The sequence below is a fragment of the Leclercia barmai genome (assembly GCF_049312895.1).
Taxonomy (GTDB): domain Bacteria; phylum Pseudomonadota; class Gammaproteobacteria; order Enterobacterales; family Enterobacteriaceae; genus Enterobacter; species Enterobacter barmai.
The window spans coordinates 175195-191879 of sequence record NZ_JBMNWZ010000001.1 but is presented as its reverse complement, the minus strand read 5'-3'; the positions used below and the strand labels follow the sequence as shown (position 1 = coordinate 191879).

16 protein-coding genes are annotated in these 16685 nt (G+C 54.5%); 14 read left to right on the top strand and 2 right to left on the bottom strand.

Features of this window, described 5'->3' with window-relative positions; all coding sequences use genetic code 11:
• The first annotated feature begins 205 nt into the window (after positions 1-205).
• The 9 genes from ACOYA6_RS00855 to ACOYA6_RS00815 all read left to right on the top strand — a co-directional run bounded on the left by ACOYA6_RS00855 (position 206) and on the right by ACOYA6_RS00815 (position 9790).
• Complete coding sequence (locus ACOYA6_RS00855; RefSeq protein WP_039032377.1) at positions 206-784, top strand: lipoprotein; 579 nt, start codon at positions 206-208, stop codon at positions 782-784.
• Between the two features lie 43 nt (positions 785-827).
• A complete protein-coding gene (gene ampG / locus ACOYA6_RS00850; protein ID WP_039032376.1) occupies positions 828-2303 on the top strand; it encodes a muropeptide MFS transporter AmpG in 1476 nt (491 codons plus the stop codon).
• A 473-nt stretch (positions 2304-2776) separates the two neighbouring features.
• Complete coding sequence (gene cyoA / locus ACOYA6_RS00845) at positions 2777-3724, top strand: cytochrome o ubiquinol oxidase subunit II (protein ID WP_039032375.1); 948 nt, start codon at positions 2777-2779, stop codon at positions 3722-3724.
• Positions 3725-3740: 16 nt separating this feature from the next.
• Positions 3741-5732: a cytochrome o ubiquinol oxidase subunit I gene (gene cyoB / locus ACOYA6_RS00840; RefSeq protein WP_039032374.1), complete on the top strand. Its 1992-nt coding sequence runs from the start codon at positions 3741-3743 to the stop codon at positions 5730-5732.
• Positions 5722-6336, top strand: a complete 615-nt coding sequence (locus ACOYA6_RS00835) for a cytochrome o ubiquinol oxidase subunit III (protein WP_138370623.1) — start codon at positions 5722-5724, stop codon at positions 6334-6336. Before cyoB ends, ACOYA6_RS00835 begins: the two co-directional genes overlap by 11 nt.
• Complete coding sequence (locus ACOYA6_RS00830; RefSeq protein ID WP_032616827.1) at positions 6336-6662, top strand: cytochrome o ubiquinol oxidase subunit IV; 327 nt, start codon at positions 6336-6338, stop codon at positions 6660-6662. Before ACOYA6_RS00835 ends, ACOYA6_RS00830 begins: the two co-directional genes overlap by 1 nt.
• A gap of 11 nt (positions 6663-6673) precedes the next feature.
• Positions 6674-7561 carry a heme o synthase gene (gene cyoE / locus ACOYA6_RS00825; RefSeq protein WP_422653854.1) on the top strand — a complete coding sequence of 296 codons (888 nt, stop codon included), beginning with the start codon at positions 6674-6676 and terminating at the stop codon, positions 7559-7561.
• Positions 7562-7803: 242 nt separating this feature from the next.
• Positions 7804-8136 (top strand): hypothetical protein, encoded by a 333-nt coding sequence (locus ACOYA6_RS00820; protein ID WP_039032371.1) that lies wholly within the window; start codon positions 7804-7806, stop codon positions 8134-8136.
• Between the two features lie 292 nt (positions 8137-8428).
• Positions 8429-9790 carry an MFS transporter gene (locus ACOYA6_RS00815; protein ID WP_422653853.1) on the top strand — a complete coding sequence of 454 codons (1362 nt, stop codon included), beginning with the start codon at positions 8429-8431 and terminating at the stop codon, positions 9788-9790.
• Between the two features lie 29 nt (positions 9791-9819).
• Here the strand turns inward: ACOYA6_RS00815 and ACOYA6_RS00810 are convergent, their stop codons facing one another.
• Positions 9820-10311, bottom strand: coding sequence for a YajQ family cyclic di-GMP-binding protein (locus ACOYA6_RS00810; RefSeq protein ID WP_223074661.1), 492 nt, complete (start codon positions 10309-10311; stop codon positions 9820-9822).
• A gap of 129 nt (positions 10312-10440) precedes the next feature.
• Between ACOYA6_RS00810 and panE the strand changes: the two genes are divergently transcribed.
• Together panE and yajL are read left to right on the top strand one after the other, a co-directional pair.
• Positions 10441-11352, top strand: coding sequence for a 2-dehydropantoate 2-reductase (gene panE, locus ACOYA6_RS00805; RefSeq protein WP_422653852.1), 912 nt, complete (start codon positions 10441-10443; stop codon positions 11350-11352).
• Positions 11315-11908: a protein deglycase YajL gene (gene yajL, locus ACOYA6_RS00800; RefSeq protein ID WP_039032367.1), complete on the top strand. Its 594-nt coding sequence runs from the start codon at positions 11315-11317 to the stop codon at positions 11906-11908. The genes panE and yajL overlap by 38 nt, the downstream gene beginning before the upstream one ends.
• Before the next feature lie 83 nt (positions 11909-11991).
• Here the strand turns inward: yajL and thiI are convergent, their stop codons facing one another.
• Positions 11992-13440 (bottom strand): tRNA uracil 4-sulfurtransferase ThiI, encoded by a 1449-nt coding sequence (thiI, locus tag ACOYA6_RS00795; protein ID WP_039032429.1) that lies wholly within the window; start codon positions 13438-13440, stop codon positions 11992-11994.
• Between the two features lie 189 nt (positions 13441-13629).
• Between thiI and xseB the strand changes: the two genes are divergently transcribed.
• Genes xseB through dxs form a run of 3 tightly spaced genes read left to right on the top strand, consistent with a single transcriptional unit; the run spans position 13630 to position 16659 of the window.
• On the top strand, positions 13630-13872 hold the full coding sequence (gene xseB, locus ACOYA6_RS00790; RefSeq protein WP_032616819.1) for an exodeoxyribonuclease VII small subunit: 243 nt from the start codon (positions 13630-13632) through the stop codon (positions 13870-13872).
• The gene (ispA, locus tag ACOYA6_RS00785) at positions 13873-14772 is read left to right on the top strand and encodes a (2E,6E)-farnesyl diphosphate synthase (RefSeq protein WP_039032366.1); all 900 of its coding nucleotides are present in this window, start codon (positions 13873-13875) and stop codon (positions 14770-14772) included.
• 24 nt (positions 14773-14796) lie between these two features.
• Positions 14797-16659, top strand: coding sequence for a 1-deoxy-D-xylulose-5-phosphate synthase (gene dxs / locus ACOYA6_RS00780; protein ID WP_039032365.1), 1863 nt, complete (start codon positions 14797-14799; stop codon positions 16657-16659).
• Positions 16660-16685 lie beyond the last annotated feature (26 nt).

Genomic DNA, 16685 nt, shown 5'->3' with positions numbered 1-16685 from the left:
CGTCTGATTTTCTCATTCAACCGTATGAAGTCATATAAGGGAAGCGTCGATTTGTCGCCAGAATAACGGAAAAGCGTTTCAGGTGGTCAGTTTTCAGACAAGGCGATGAATTTACATGCGTTGACCACTTCCCCTTGCCGTTGGCGATGTTATGATGGCGGCAATTTTTTTCTATATATGCTTACGATTCCTTGAGAGCCTGAACATGTTAAAAAAACTCTTTTTCCCTTTAGTCGCCCTGTTTATGCTGGCGGGCTGCGCAACTCCACCAACCACCATTGATGTTTCACCAAAAATCACTCTGCCGCAGCAGGATCCAAGCCTGATGGGCGTGACCGTGAGCATCAACGGTGCGGATCAGCGTCGCGATCAGGCGCTGGCGAAAGTCACCCGCGACAACCAGGTGGTCACCCTGACCGCTTCCCGCGACCTGCGTTTCCTGCTGCAGGAAGTGCTTGAGAAGCAGATGACCTCCCGCGGTTATATGATTGGTCCAAGCGGCGCGGTCGATCTGCAGATCATCGTGAACAACCTGTATGCAGACGTCTCTCAGGGCAACGTGCGCTATAACATCGCCACCAAAGCCGATATCGCCATCATCGCTACCGCGAAGAACGGCAATAAGATGAACAAAAACTACCGTGCAAGCTACTCCGTTGAAGGTGCCTTCCAGGCTTCCAACCAGAACATTGCTAACGCGGTTAACAGCGTGCTGACCGACACCATCGCCGACATGGCGCAGGACACCAGCATTCACGAGTTCATCAAGCAGAACGCACGTTAAGTCTGCCCACTGACCCGACTCCCGGTCGGGTCAGTTTTAGCCCATGTCCAGTCAATATTTACGCATTTTCCAGCAGCCTAAATCAGCTATCCTGCTGATCCTTGGTTTCGCCTCCGGTTTACCTCTTGCCCTGACCTCCGGCACGCTACAGGCGTGGATGACCGTCGAAAATATCGATCTTAAAACCATCGGCTTTTTCTCTCTGGTCGGCCAGGCCTATGTGTTTAAGTTCCTGTGGTCACCCATGATGGACCGCTACACGCCGCCTTTCCTCGGCAGGCGTCGTGGCTGGCTGCTGATGACCCAGGCGATGCTGCTGCTGGCGGTTGCCGCCATGGGCTTCCTTGAACCGGCGTCACAGCTTCGCTGGATGGCCGCGCTGGCGGTGGTAATCGCCTTCTGTTCCGCATCGCAGGATATCGTGTTTGATGCCTGGAAAACGGACGTGCTCTCAGCCGAAGAGCGTGGAGCCGGTGCCGCTATCAGCGTGCTCGGCTACCGTCTGGGCATGCTGGTCTCGGGCGGACTGGCTCTGTGGCTGGCAGACAGATACCTCGGCTGGCAGGGAATGTACTGGCTGATGGCCGCCCTGCTTATTCCCTGCATGATCGCCACGTTCCTTGCCCCGGAGCCGAGCGACGTGATCCCCGTTCCGCGCTCCCTGGAACAGGCTGTCGCTGAACCGCTGCGCGACTTCTTTGGCCGCAACAACGCCTGGCTCATTCTGCTGCTGATTGTGTTGTATAAACTTGGCGATGCGTTTGCGATGAGTCTGACAACGACCTTCCTGATCCGCGGCGTGGGCTTTGATGCCGGCGAGGTGGGGGTCGTGAACAAAACCCTGGGGCTGATTGCCACGATTATCGGCGCGCTGTACGGCGGCGTACTAATGCAGCGCTTAAGCCTGTTCCGCGCCCTGCTGATATTCGGCATTCTTCAGGGAGTATCCAACGCAGGTTACTGGCTGCTCTCCATCACCGATAAGCATATGCTCAGCATGGCGGCGGCGGTGTTCTTCGAAAACCTGTGTGGCGGGATGGGGACAGCCGCCTTTGTCGCACTGCTGATGACCCTGTGCAATAAATCCTTCTCTGCCACGCAGTTCGCCCTGCTCTCTGCGCTCTCTGCGGTGGGTCGGGTCTACGTCGGCCCTATCGCGGGCTGGTTTGTTGAAGCGCATGGCTGGGCGGAGTTCTATCTGTTTTCTGTGTTTGCAGCTATTCCAGGGCTGCTCCTGTTATTAATATGCCGTCGTTCGCTGGAATATACCCAGCAGACCGAACACTTTATGGAAAGGACGCTCTACCCGTCGGCCTATCGCTTCGCCTTACGCGTATTGCTGGCGGGCTGTCTGATGCTGGCGCTGTGGCTGGTTGTGCTGATTATCAATGCCACCACCGCACTCGATCTGCCTTTTGCCCTGCTGCTGCTTGATGTTGGGGCGTTGCTGGCGCTGGTCGGCATCGTGACCGGGGCACTGCTCGACTATCTGGCAATGCGAAAAACCCAGGCGGCTTAAAATAAAAAAACGTTATTTGCCGTTGTAATCACCCTGCGAAATTATAACGGCAAATAAACCTGTCCTATTAAAAAAAATATTTGTTGTTTTGTGCGTCTTAGAATTCCGGAAATTATTGGAAGCTGTAATAAGCACTAATTTCGTTAACCGATTCAGCAAACGAAAGATTAATTTTCCGTTTTTTGTTTGTCTTTTTATTGATAATTAATTGTTAATTATTTGTATCTTTTTCACAATGGTTATACCAATTACCCTTTTTGCCCCCCAGACAGGGCTGGATTCGTTATAAGCCGCGTGCGGCGGGACTCCCATCTGGAAATGGTCATATTTTGCAACATGTGTGACTTATCCGGCAGAACCCGGTAACACGTTCCTGACACAGGCCTAATCATGTTTACAGTAATGTAACCTTCCCGTAAAATGCCCCCACACTTTAAACGCCACCAAGGTCCCCGTGGAATTGAGGTCGTTAAATGACACTTAGGAAATACAATAAAGGTTTGGGCTGGTTGTCGTTAATTGCAGGTACTGTTTTACTCAGTGGCTGTGATTCTGCGCTTCTGGACCCCAAAGGACAGATTGGACTGGAACAACGTTCCCTGATTCTGACGGCTTTCGGCCTGATGATGATCGTCGTTATTCCTGCCATTTTGATGGCTGTTGGTTTTGCGTGGAAGTACCGTGCGAGCAATAAAGATGCGAAGTATAGCCCTAACTGGTCACACTCCAATAAAGTGGAAGCTGTGGTCTGGACGGTGCCTATCCTGATCATCCTGTTCCTGGCCGTACTGACATGGAAAACCACTCACGCGCTTGAGCCGAGCAAACCGCTGGTTCACGATGAGAAACCTATCACCATCGAAGTGGTCTCCATGGACTGGAAATGGTTCTTCATCTATCCGGAACAGGGCATTGCTACCGTGAATGAAATCGCCTTCCCGGCGAACACTCCGGTAGAGTTCAAAGTCACCTCTAACTCCGTGATGAACTCCTTCTTTATCCCGCGTCTGGGCAGCCAGATTTACGCGATGGCCGGTATGCAGACTAACCTGCACCTGATCGCGAATGAAGCAGGCACCTATGACGGTATCTCCGCCAGCTACAGTGGCCCGGGCTTCTCAGGTATGAAGTTCAAAGCCATTGCCACGCCTGACCGTGCCGCTTTCGACCAGTGGGTTGCTAAAGCGAAACAGTCCCCGAACACCATGTCTGACATGGCCGCGTTCGACAAAGTGGCAACGCCTAGCGAATACAACAAAGTGGAGTACTTCTCTAACGTGAAACCGAATTTGTTCAAAGATGTTATTGGCAAATTTATGGGACATGGCATGAGCATGGACGTGACCCAGCCTGAAGGCGAGCACAGCGCGCACGAAGGTATGGAAGGCATGGACATGAGCCACGCGGAAACCGCTCACTAAGGGGCCGAGGAAGAAAATGTTCGGAAAATTGACACTGGATTCAGTGCCGTACCATGAACCCATTATCATGGTTACGATTGCTGCAATTATCATTGGTGGCGCGGCCTTAGTTGGCCTGATCACTTACTTCGGTAAGTGGAGCTACCTGTGGAATGAGTGGCTGACTTCGGTCGACCACAAAAAACTCGGTATCATGTACTGCATCGTCGGTATCGTCATGTTAATTCGTGGCTTTGCGGATGCGATCATGATGCGTAGCCAGCAGGCGCTTGCCTCCGCTGGCGAAGCAGGCTTCCTGCCGCCGCACCACTACGACCAGATCTTTACCGCGCACGGCGTGATTATGATCTTCTTCGTAGCGATGCCGCTGGTTATCGGTCTGATGAACGTTGTTGTGCCGCTGCAGATCGGCGCGCGTGACGTTGCGTTCCCGTTCCTGAACAACCTGAGCTTCTGGTTCACGGTTGTCGGTGTGATTCTGGTTAACCTGTCTCTGGGCGTCGGTGAGTTCGCACAGACCGGTTGGCTGGCCTATCCGCCGCTTTCTGGAATTGAATACAGTCCTGGCGTAGGTGTTGATTACTGGATTTGGGCGCTGCAGCTCTCCGGTGTCGGTACTACCCTGACCGGTATTAACTTCTTCGTGACCATTATCAAGATGCGTGCCCCTGGCATGACCATGTTCAAGATGCCGGTATTTACCTGGGCATCTCTGTGCGCCAACATCCTGATTATCGCGTCGTTCCCAATTCTGACCGTCACCATCGCGCTGCTGACCCTGGATCGTTACCTGGGCACCCATTTCTTCACGAATGATATGGGTGGCAACATGATGATGTACATCAACCTGATTTGGGCATGGGGTCACCCGGAAGTGTACATCCTGGTTCTGCCGGTCTTCGGCGTGTTCTCCGAAATCGCAGCAACCTTCTCGCGTAAACGTCTGTTTGGTTACACCTCGCTGGTGTGGGCAACCGTGTGTATTACCGTCCTGTCGTTCATCGTTTGGCTGCACCACTTCTTCACCATGGGTGCGGGCGCGAACGTAAACGCCTTCTTCGGTATCACCACCATGATTATCGCAATCCCGACCGGGGTTAAGATCTTCAACTGGCTGTTCACCATGTACCAGGGCCGTATTGTGTTCCACTCAGCAATGCTGTGGACCATCGGCTTCATCGTGACCTTCTCCGTAGGCGGGATGACCGGCGTACTGCTGGCTGTTCCAGGTGCTGACTTCGTTCTGCACAACAGCCTGTTCCTGATTGCGCACTTCCATAACGTTATCATCGGCGGCGTCGTCTTCGGCTGCTTCGCTGGCGTAACCTACTGGTGGCCAAAAGCGTTCGGCTTCACGCTGAACGAAACCTGGGGTAAACGCGCGTTCTGGTTCTGGATCATCGGCTTCTTCGTGGCATTTATGCCGCTGTACGTGCTGGGCTTCATGGGTATGACCCGTCGTCTGAGCCAGCAGATCGATCCGCAGTTCCACCCAATGCTGATGATTGCAGCGGGCGGCGCCGTTCTGATTGCATGTGGTATCGCGTCTCAGCTGATTCAGTTCTACGTCTCTATTCGCGACCGCGATCAGAACCGTGACCTGACCGGTGACCCATGGGGTGGCCGTACGCTGGAGTGGGCAACTTCTTCTCCACCGCCGTTCTATAACTTTGCCGTTGTGCCGCACATTCATGAGCGTGATGCATTCTGGGAAATGAAAGAGAAAGGCGAAGCGTATAAGCAGCCTGCGCATTACGAAGAGATCCACATGCCGAAAAACAGCGGTGCGGGCATTGTTATCGCCGCCTTCGCTACGGTATTTGGTTTCGCAATGATCTGGCACATCTGGTGGCTTGCGATCGTCGGTTTTGCTGGCATCGTAATCAGCTGGATTGTGAAGAGCTTTGATGAGGACGTGGACTACTACGTACCAGTCCGTGAAGTTGAAATTCTGGAAAAACAGCATTTCGACGAGATTGCTAAAGCGGGGCTGAAAAATGGCAACTGATACTTTAACCCACGCGACCGCCCATGCGCATGATCACGGGCACCACGATACAGGGCCGATGAAAGTCTTTGGCTTCTGGATCTACCTGATGAGCGACTGCATCCTGTTCTGCTGTCTGTTCGCGACCTATGCCGTTCTGGTGAACGGCACAGCGGGCGGCCCGACCGGCAAGGACATTTTCGAGCTGCCGTTCGTTCTGGTTGAAACCGCACTGCTGCTGTTCAGCTCCATCACCTACGGCATGGCGGCTATCGCCATGTACAAAAACAACAAGAGCCAGGTTGTTTCCTGGCTGGCGTTGACCTGGTTGTTCGGTGCTGGATTTATCGGGATGGAAATCTATGAATTCCATCACCTGATCGCAGAAGGCTTCGGCCCGGATCGCAGTGGCTTCCTGTCCGCGTTCTTCGCGCTGGTAGGCACTCACGGTCTGCACGTAACGTCCGGTCTGATCTGGATGGCGGTACTGATGTTCCAGGTATCCCGTCGCGGCCTGACCAGCACTAACCGCACCCGTATCATGTGCCTGAGCCTCTTCTGGCACTTCCTGGATGTGGTCTGGATCTGTGTGTTCTCTGTTGTGTATCTGATGGGGGCGATGTAATGAGTCATTCTAACGATCATGGCGCTTCCCACGGCAGCGTAAAAACCTACATGACAGGTTTTATCCTGTCGATCATCCTGACGGTCATCCCGTTCTGGATGGTGATGAGCGGTACTGCTTCTCACGCGGCGATCCTGGGCACTGTCCTGGTTACTGCGGTAGTGCAGATTCTGGTGCATCTGGTTTGCTTCCTGCACATGAACACCAAGTCTGATGAAGGCTGGAATATGACAGCATTCATCTTTACCGTGATTATCATCGCAATCCTGGTAGTCGGATCCATCTGGATTATGTGGAACCTCAACTACAACATGATGGTTCACTAAGAGCGGCGAGTATGTTTAAGCAATACCTGCAAGTAACAAAACCAGGCATCATCTTTGGCAACCTGATCTCGGTGATCGGAGGGTTCCTGCTGGCTTCTAAAGGCAGCATCGACTACACCCTCTTTATCTACACGCTGATTGGGGTGTCACTGGTTGTTGCGTCCGGTTGTGTATTTAACAACTACATCGACATGGATATCGACAGGAAGATGGAAAGGACCAAGAATCGGGTGCTGGTAAAAGGCCTGATGTCCCCTGCCGTCTCGCTGGTGTACGCCACCTTGCTGGGTATTGCTGGCTTTATGCTGCTGTGGTTCGGCGCCAACCCTCTGGCCTGCTGGCTGGGGGTTATGGGTTTCGTGGTGTATGTGGGCGTCTACAGCCTGTATATGAAGCGTCACTCCGTCTACGGTACGCTGATTGGTTCTCTCTCCGGCGCTGCGCCGCCGGTGATTGGCTACTGCGCGGTCACCAACGAGTTCGACAGCGGTGCGCTCATCCTGCTGGCTATCTTTAGCCTGTGGCAGATGCCGCACTCCTACGCCATTGCGATTTTCCGCTTCAAGGATTATCAGGCAGCGAACATTCCGGTTCTGCCGGTGGTGAAAGGCATCTCAGTCGCCAAGAACCATATCACGCTCTACATCATTGCGTTTGCGGTTGCTACCCTGATGCTGTCGCTGGGCGGTTACGCTGGATATAAATATCTGGTGGTTGCTGCCGCGGTGAGCGTCTGGTGGCTCGGTATGGCGCTGCGGGGTTATAAAGTGGAAGACGATAAAGTCTGGGCGCGCAAACTGTTTGTGTTCTCGATTGTCGCTATCACTTCCCTCTCGGTAATGATGTCCTTCGATTTTATGGTGCCTGACTCTGGTAATCTGCTGACTTACGTCTGGTAACATCGTCAGACTGAGTGGCTCAACAGCCCGCCACCTTATGGTCGCGGGCTGTTTTTTTTATTTTATATTGAAAATAAATTAATATCCCACCAAAAATAACCATTAAATATTAATCAAGTTAAAAAAAGAGCATGTAAACCACTTAATGTAAATTTCCCTGTCTTGTTTGTATTTCAGAATGGTAACCTTGGGCCGTGAGTAATTTTCTCACTTACCCATTTTCATTTAATAAGGAAATATGAATGAAAGAATTATCAATGAATGAAATGCATTATATCTCCGGTGGTTTTAATCTGATCGGCGCCGCAAGCGGTTTCCTGAATTTTACCGTTAACTCCGGCTTTGGCTTTGGCTCCTTCGCCCTGACTTCAGGCGAGGCTTTTGCTAACTTCGTGATTGACAGCACTGTTTCGTTTGGTAAGTTCGTCGCAGGCGAATCTAACTGGCAAACCTTCGTAGATAGCGGTTCAAATAACTGGGGCGCTTTTGTTCAAACGGCAGGTAACAGCTGGTCATCTTTCGTAAATAACGCGGCATCAGACTGGAATAGTTTCCTTGTCAGCGCTAGCGCGTAAACCGTAATAAGTTCAGGGTCGGGATAGTTCTATAATTATCCTGACCCTGCAAATGGCTTATATAATTACTGGTAGTTTTATTAATTCTCACTCATATATCCAATTTCTATTGTAAAAATCTCTGCTGAATAATTAGATTCCGCACTTTCACCTGCCTTAGATAGCAACCATAACGCTACTATATGTTTAATCGCACAAATCATTAACTATAGAAATAATTGTTTATCATCACTCTGTTTACCCCACACCGCTCTCAGACTACACTGGACGCGCTTTTCAGACAGAGGTGGTAATGAACGATTATAAAATGACGCCAGGCGAGCTTCGTGCCACCTGGGGTTTGGGGACGGTTTTTTCGCTGCGTATGCTCGGCATGTTTATGGTCCTGCCGGTACTGACGACATACGGCATGGCGTTACAGGGAGCAAGCGAGGCGCTGATTGGTCTTGCCATCGGTATTTACGGCCTGGCGCAGGCGATATTCCAGATCCCCTTCGGCCTGCTCTCCGATCGCGTGGGTCGCAAACCGTTAATCGTCGGCGGGCTGCTGGTCTTCGTCGCCGGTAGCGTGATAGCCGCCCTCTCCCACTCCATCTGGGGAATTATTCTCGGCCGTGCGTTGCAGGGCTCCGGCGCCATTGCCGCCGCCGTGATGGCGCTACTCTCCGATCTGACCCGCGAACAGAACCGCACCAAGGCGATGGCCTTTATTGGCGTCAGCTTCGGCGTGACCTTTGCCATCGCGATGGTGCTGGGGCCGATCGTTACCCATGCACTTGGGCTCCACGCTTTGTTCTGGATGATCGCCGTGCTGGCGACCGTCGGTATCGCCCTGACGATCTGGGTGGTGCCGGACAGCAAAAACCATGTGCTGAACCGTGAATCGGGGATGGTTAAAGGCTGCTTCAGCAAAGTGCTGGTTGAGCCGCGCCTGCTCAAGCTCAACTTTGGCATCATGTGCCTGCATATTCTGCTGATGTCCACCTTCGTCGCCCTGCCCGGCCAGCTTGCCGCGGCCGGTTTCCCGGCGGCCGAGCACTGGAAAATCTATCTGGTCACCATGCTCATCTCGTTTGTCTCCGTGGTGCCATTTATTATCTATGCCGAAGTGAAGCGCCGGATGAAGCGCGTCTTCATTTCCTGCGTCGCCCTGTTGTTGATTGCGGAAATCGTATTGTGGGGCTCAGGCCCGCACTTCTGGGAGCTGGTTGCCGGTGTACAACTCTTCTTCCTCGCCTTCAACCTGATGGAAGCCCTGCTGCCGTCGCTGATCAGCAAAGAGTCACCGGCAGGCTATAAAGGCACGGCAATGGGGATCTACTCCACCAGCCAGTTTATCGGCGTGGCTATCGGCGGAGCGCTGGGCGGCTGGGTCGATGGAGTGTTTGATTCTCAGACCGTTTTCCTGGCGGGTGCGCTGCTGGCAACGCTTTGGTTACTGGTCGCCAGTACCATGAAAGAGCCGCGGTACGTCAGCAGTCTGCGGGTGGAAATTCCGCAGGACATTGAGGTGGACGATCGGTTAAAACAGCGTCTTGAAGCAAAAGAGGGTGTCAGTGAGGTATTACTGGTGCCGGAAGAGCGCAGTTTGTATGTCAAAATCGACAGTAAAATAACTAACCGCTTCGAAGTTGAGCAGGCGCTGAAAGCCTGAAAAAAAGCCCGGCTCTGCCGGGCTTTTTCTTAATCGCGGAAGTTTTTGAACTGGAACGGCTGGCCGAGATTGCCGCCACGCACCAGCGCCATCACGCCCTGCAGATCGTCGCGGGATTTCCCGGTAACGCGGATCTCTTCGCCCTGGATTTGCGCCTGTACCTTCAGCTTGCTGTCTTTGATGAGCTTAACGATTTTCTTCTGCGTCGCGCTCTCAATACCCTGCTTCAGTTTGGCTTCAACAAACCAGGTTTTCCCGCTGTGAACGAAGGTTTCCGGCACGTCGAGGGAGGTCCCTTCGATACCACGCTTCAGCAGCTTGGCACGCAGAATGTCCAGCAGCTGCGTTACCTGGAAATCAGACTCGCTCAGTACCTTAATGGTCTTATTCGCGTCGTTCAGCTCAAATGAGGCCTCAACGCCACGAAAATCGAAGCGAGATTCAACCTCGCGGCTGGCGTTGTCCACGCCGTTACGTACTTCCTGGATATCAACTTCGGAAACAATATCGAAAGATGGCATCTTTTCTTCTCCCTTCACTTTTGTTGCGTTGCATAATACCCGCTACGGGGCATAACTCAACAGAAGCTTAGTTGTCGACGCTATACTAAATGCTGTAACACCTGGCGCAGTTGCAGGTGAGGAGGAACGATGAAAATTACCGTGCTCGGATGCGGAGCATTGGGACAACTTTGGCTCACCGCACTTTGCAAACATGGGCATGAAGTACAGGGCTGGCTGCGCGTGCCACAGCCCTATTGCAGTGTAAACCTGATTGAAGAAGACGGGAGTATCTTTAACGAATCTCTTACCGCTAACGATCCTGATTTTCTCGCAAAAAGCGATCTGCTGCTGGTCACCCTGAAAGCCTGGCAGGTTTCCGATGCCGTCCGGGCGCTGGCAACCACCCTCCCCCGCACCTCACCAATTATGTTGCTGCACAACGGTATGGGCACCATTGAAGAGCTCAGACACATACCCCAGCCGCTACTGATGGCGATCACCACCCACGCTGCCCGCCGTGATGGCAACGTGATTGTCCATGTCGCCAGCGGTATGACCCACATCGGCCCTGCCAGAGCCCAGGAGGGCGACTACAGTTATCTGGCGGATCGCTTCCAGCAGGTGCTGCCGGATGTCGCCTGGCACGATAACATTCGTCCCCAGATGTGGCGCAAGCTGGCGGTAAATTGTGTGATCAACCCGCTCACCGCCCTGCTGAACTGCCCGAACGGCGAGCTGAAAAATCATCCCGAGGAAGTGGCGACGCTGTGCGCCGAAGTGGCTGCGGTGGTAGAACGGGAAGGCATTCACACGTCGGAAGAGGATATCCGCTACTACGTTGAAGAGGTCATTGAGAGCACCGCGCAGAATATCTCCTCAATGCTGCAGGACATCCGCGCGCTGCGCCATACCGAAATTGACTATATCACCGGCTACCTGCTAAAACGCGCCCGGGCGCACGGTATTAGCGTGCCGGAAAATGTCCATCTGTATGAACAGGTTAAACGTAAGGAGAGTGAGTATGAGCGCGTCGGCACTGGTATGCCTCGCCCCTGGTAGCGAAGAGACCGAAGCGGTTACCACCATCGATCTGCTGGTTCGCGCCGGGATTAGCGTCACGACGGCGAGCGTCGCCAGCGATGGCAACCTGGTTATTACCTGCTCGCGTGGGGTGAAGATCGTGGCAGATGCGCCGCTGGTGGAGGTCGCCGACGGGGATTACGACGCGATCGTCCTGCCGGGTGGCCTGAAAGGCGCGGAGTGTTTCCGCGACAGCCCGCTGCTGGTCGAGACGGTCAGGCAGTTCCACCATTCCGGGCGAATCGTTGCGGCAATCTGTGCGGCAGCAGCCACGGTGCTGGTGCCGCATAACATCTTCCCTATCGGCAATATGACCGGTTTCCCGACCCTCAAGGATAAAATCCCTGAAGAGCAGTGGGTGGACAAACGTATGGTCTGGGATCCGCGAGTGAACCTGTTAACCAGCCAGGGGCCGGGCACGTCGATTGATTTTGCGCTGAAGATTATCGAACTGCTGGTTGGGCGAGAAAAAGCGTATGAAGTCGCGTCGTCCCTGGTGATGGCGGCAGGGATTTATAACTATTACGAAGCGTAGGAATTGCCCGGCGGCGCTACGCTTGCCGGGCCTACGCGATTTATGTAGGCCGGGTAAGGCGTAGCCGCCACCCGGCTTAACAACTACGGACGATACACCTTCACATTGGTGAAACCCTGCTCGCGCAGATAGAGCGCCTGCAGGCGGCTCATCACCCCGCGCTCACACCACAGCAGATAGGTTTTGCTCTTGTCGAGATCGCCAAATTTGGTGCTCAGCTTGTAGAACGGCAGCGAGGCCACTTCCACACCCTCCGGCTCAAACGGCTTCGCGTCCTGCTCATCGACGGAGCGAATATCCAGCAGCACGTCATTCGGGCCGAAACCGTTAACGGTCTCCACTTCGACTACTTCCTGCTCGGTCTGCTGGGCGATTTCGCGGATATCAATGTTAGAGGCTTCCTCCACCACTTTATCCAGAATGGAGAAATCGAAGTTCTCCTCTTCCGCTTCGATCTTCGCCTTCACCGCTTTAACCGTCGGGCTTTTAGAGATCACGCCGCAGTATTCCGGCATGGTGCGGGCAAAGTCTTCGGTGCCGATTTCACGCGCCAGGTCGATGATGTGCTCTTTATCGTGAGAGATCAGCGGACGCAGGATCAGCGTGTCGGATACGTTGTCGATAAGACGCAGGTTGGTCAGGGTCTGGCTGGAAACCTGACCCAGCGCTTCGCCGGTAACCAGCGCCTGCACGCCATAACGCTCAGCCACTTTCGACGCCGCGCGCACCATCATGCGCTTCAGCACCACGCCCATCTGGCCGTCGTCCACTTTTTCGAGGATTTCGCCAACCACCGGTTCGAAGTTAATGGCAACAAAACGCACGCGGTGGGAGCTGCCGAAGCGGTTCCAGAGATAATGCGCAACCTGACGCACGCCAATTTCATGCGCAGCGCCGCCGAGGTTAAAGAAGCAGTAATGCACGCGGCAGCCGCGACGCATCAGCATATAGCTGGAAACGCCGGAGTCGAAACCGCCGGAAATGAGCGACAGCACGTCTTCCTGGGTGCCAATCGGGAAACCACCGATCCCTTCGTAGCGGCCCTTCACCAGCAGCAGACGGTCGTTTTCGATCTCCAGATTAACGGTCACTTCCGGGTTGGTCAGACGCACGCGCGCGGACTCAACGTGCTGGTTCAGACCACCGCCGACGTAACGTTCTACTTCAATGGAGCTAAACTCATGTTTACCGCGACGCTTGGCGCGCACGCAGAAGGTTTTGCCCTCGATCTGGTCGCGATACTGGGCCAGCGCCTGTTCAAAAATGTCGTGCAGGGAAGTGAACGGGACATCTTCCACTTCCAGAATATGGTGGATCCCGGGGATTCGGGTTAAAGCATCACGAATGTCCAGGCGCTTGTTTTCATCTTTAGCGCGGACTTCGACGTGATCCCAGTGACGCACGACGGCGAGGGTCTCGTCGTAATGCTTCAGAACGTTACGAATGTTCCCGGTTAAAATTTTAATAAAGCGCAAACGCACAGATTGGCTTTTGATGGTGATTTCAGGGAACAATTTAATGATAAACTTCATGGCGGCAATGTTTCTTTGGCAAGCATTTAAGCTTGTAATGGAAAAGTAAGCAGCCCACATCCGCGGCTGCATCCAGGCGCGCAAGTATACCACCATCGCGCGCCTCCTGTGCACATTGCGCGTTATTTGATAATTACCCTGAGTCCGATACCATGTCAGGGATAAAAAACAGAGAGTCAGATATTCACTATGCCGAAGAAAAACGATGCACCTGCCAGTTTCGAAACTGCGCTGAGTGAACTGGAGCAAATCGTTACCCGTCTGGAAAGCGGCGATCTGCCGTTAGAAGAGGCGCTTAATGAATTCGAACGCGGCGTACAGCTGGCGCGCCAGGGCCAGGTTAAGCTGCAACAGGCGGAACAGCGCGTGCAGATCCTGCTTTCCGATAACGAAGACGCTGCCACAACCCCCTTCACCCCGGATGCCGAGTAGATGGATTTTTCGAACCAGCTTCAGGCGTGCGTCGAGCGTGCTAACGACGCACTGCGCCGTTTTATAGAACCCCAGCCTTTTCAGAACACTCCACTGGTTGAGGCCATGCACTATGGCGCACTGTTAGGCGGTAAACGCCTGCGTCCTTTTCTGGTATATGCCACCGGCGGGATGTTCGGTATCAGCGCCGATACGCTGGATGCCCCGGCCGCTGCGGTCGAGTGTATCCACGCCTATTCGCTGATCCATGACGATCTGCCGGCCATGGACGACGACGACCTGCGCCGCGGCCAGCCGACCTGCCACATTAAGTTTGGCGAAGCGAACGCTATTCTGGCTGGCGACGCCCTGCAAACCCTGGCGTTTTCAATTCTGAGCGATGCACCGATGGTTGAAGTGGCGGATCGCGACCGTCTGGCGATGGTTTCCGAACTGGCGATGGCCAGCGGCGTCGCGGGCATGTGCGGCGGTCAGGCGCTGGATCTGGAGGCGGAAGGTCGTCAGGTTAATCTGGAACAGCTGGAGCGTATTCACCGTCACAAGACCGGGGCGCTGATCCGCGCAGCCGTTCGTCTGGGGGCGCTGAGCGCGGGTGAGCGAGGACGTAAAGCCCTGCCCGTTCTGGATCGTTATGCCGAAAGTATCGGTTTAGCCTTCCAGGTTCAGGATGACATTCTGGATGTCGTGGGCGATACTGCAACATTGGGTAAACGTCAGGGTGCCGATCAGCAGCTTGGCAAAAGTACCTATCCCGCCCTTCTGGGCCTTGAGCAAGCCCAACAAAAAGCCCGGGACCTGATTGCTGAAGCCCGCCAGTCGCTCGAACAACTGGCCGCGCAGTCACTGGACACCTCGGCACTGGAAGCGCTAGCGGACTATATAATCCAGCGTGATAAATAACGAAAACACCACGATGAGTCTCTGATGAGTTTTGATATTGCCAAATACCCGACACTGGCGTTGGTTGACTCCACCCAGGAGTTACGTCTGTTGCCGAAAGAGAGCCTGCCGAAGCTGTGCGACGAACTGCGTCGCTATCTGCTCGACAGCGTAAGCCGCTCCAGCGGCCATTTCGCCTCCGGGCTTGGCACGGTGGAGCTCACCGTGGCGCTGCATTATGTCTACAACACCCCGTTCGATCAGCTGATCTGGGACGTGGGTCATCAGGCTTATCCACACAAAATTCTCACCGGCCGTCGCGATAAAATTGGCACGATTCGCCAGAAAGGCGGCCTGCATCCGTTCCCGTGGCGGGGCGAAAGCGAGTACGACGTGCTGAGCGTTGGGCACTCCTCCACCTCGATTTCCGCCGGGATCGGGGTAGCCGTCGCGGCTGCCAAAGAGGGCAAACAGCGCCGCACCGTCTGCGTGATTGGCGATGGCGCGATCACCGCCGGGATGGCCTTTGAGGCGATGAACCACGCGGGCGATATCAAGCCGGATATGCTGGTGGTCCTCAATGACAACGAAATGTCGATTTCCGAAAACGTCGGGGCGCTGAACAATCACCTGGCAAATCTGCTCTCCGGCAAGCTGTACTCCAGCCTGCGCGAAGGCGGCAAAAAAGTGCTCTCCGGCGTACCGCCAATCAAAGAGCTGCTGCGTCGCACCGAAGAGCACATCAAGGGCATGGTGGTTCCCGGCACGCTGTTTGAAGAGCTGGGCTTTAACTACATCGGCCCGGTAGATGGCCACGACGTTCTGGGCCTGGTCAGCACGCTGAAAAACATGCGCGATCTGAAAGGCCCGCAGTTCCTGCACATCATGACCAAAAAAGGTCGTGGCTACGAACCGGCAGAAAAAGATCCGATCACCTTCCACGCGGTACCGAAGTTCGACCCAACCAGCGGCTGTCTGCCGAAAAGCAGCGGCGGCATGCCGAGCTACTCAAAAATCTTCGGCGACTGGCTGTGTGAAACCGCCGCCAAAGACAGCAAGCTGATGGCCGTAACGCCGGCGATGCGTGAAGGGTCCGGTATGGTCGAGTTTTCCAGAAAGTATCCGACCCAGTATTTTGATGTCGCTATCGCCGAACAGCATGCGGTGACCTTTGCTGCGGGCCTGGCGATTGGCGGCTACAAGCCGGTGGTGGCGATCTACTCCACCTTCCTGCAACGCGCCTACGACCAGGTGATCCACGACGTCGCGATCCAGAAACTGCCGGTGCTGTTCGCCATTGACCGTGCGGGCATTGTCGGCGCCGACGGCCAGACGCACCAGGGGGCGTTCGATCTCTCTTATCTGCGCTGTATCCCGGATATGGTGGTCATGACCCCGAGCGACGAAAACGAATGCCGTCAGATGCTGTTCACCGGTTACCACTATCAGGATGGCCCGACCGCCGTACGTTATCCGCGCGGTAACGCCGTTGGTGTTACCCTCGAGCCGCTGGCGAAACTGCCGATTGGCAAAGGCGTGGTCAAACGTCGCGGCGAAAAGCTGGCGATCCTCAACTTCGGTACGCTGATGCCGGAAGCGGCAAAAGTGGCGGAATCCCTGAACGCGACGCTGGTGGATATGCGTTTTGTGAAACCGCTCGATGAAGCGCTGATTCTGGAGATGGCATCAGAGCATGAAGCGCTGATCACCCTCGAAGAGAATGCGATTATGGGTGGCGCAGGCAGCGGCGTGAACGAAGTGCTGATGGCGAAACGCAAAGTCGTGCCGGTGCTGAACCTCGGCCTGCCGGACCACTTTATTCCGCAGGGTACCCAGGATGAAGCCCGCGCCGAAATCGGCCTGGATGCTGCTGGTATCGAAGCGCGCATCGCCGCCTGGCTGGCATAATCCCTCCCTTTTCCGCTCCTGCTATG

Coding starts and splice junctions, on each gene's coding strand:
- cyoB (WP_039032374.1), top strand. CDS start 3,741: ATGTTCGGAAAATTGACACTGGATTCAGTGCCGTACCATGAACCCATT.
- cyoE (WP_422653854.1), top strand. CDS start 6,674: ATGTTTAAGCAATACCTGCAAGTAACAAAACCAGGCATCATCTTTGGC.
- ACOYA6_RS00820 (WP_039032371.1), top strand. CDS start 7,804: ATGAAAGAATTATCAATGAATGAAATGCATTATATCTCCGGTGGTTTT.
- xseB (WP_032616819.1), top strand. CDS start 13,630: ATGCCGAAGAAAAACGATGCACCTGCCAGTTTCGAAACTGCGCTGAGT.
- ACOYA6_RS00855 (WP_039032377.1), top strand. CDS start 206: ATGTTAAAAAAACTCTTTTTCCCTTTAGTCGCCCTGTTTATGCTGGCG.
- ACOYA6_RS00815 (WP_422653853.1), top strand. CDS start 8,429: ATGAACGATTATAAAATGACGCCAGGCGAGCTTCGTGCCACCTGGGGT.
- ampG (WP_039032376.1), top strand. CDS start 828: ATGTCCAGTCAATATTTACGCATTTTCCAGCAGCCTAAATCAGCTATC.
- ACOYA6_RS00835 (WP_138370623.1), top strand. CDS start 5,722: ATGGCAACTGATACTTTAACCCACGCGACCGCCCATGCGCATGATCAC.
- cyoA (WP_039032375.1), top strand. CDS start 2,777: ATGACACTTAGGAAATACAATAAAGGTTTGGGCTGGTTGTCGTTAATT.
- thiI (WP_039032429.1), bottom strand. CDS start 13,440: ATGAAGTTTATCATTAAATTGTTCCCTGAAATCACCATCAAAAGCCAA.
- yajL (WP_039032367.1), top strand. CDS start 11,315: ATGAGCGCGTCGGCACTGGTATGCCTCGCCCCTGGTAGCGAAGAGACC.
- ACOYA6_RS00830 (WP_032616827.1), top strand. CDS start 6,336: ATGAGTCATTCTAACGATCATGGCGCTTCCCACGGCAGCGTAAAAACC.
- ACOYA6_RS00810 (WP_223074661.1), bottom strand. CDS start 10,311: ATGCCATCTTTCGATATTGTTTCCGAAGTTGATATCCAGGAAGTACGT.
- ispA (WP_039032366.1), top strand. CDS start 13,873: ATGGATTTTTCGAACCAGCTTCAGGCGTGCGTCGAGCGTGCTAACGAC.
- dxs (WP_039032365.1), top strand. CDS start 14,797: ATGAGTTTTGATATTGCCAAATACCCGACACTGGCGTTGGTTGACTCC.
- panE (WP_422653852.1), top strand. CDS start 10,441: ATGAAAATTACCGTGCTCGGATGCGGAGCATTGGGACAACTTTGGCTC.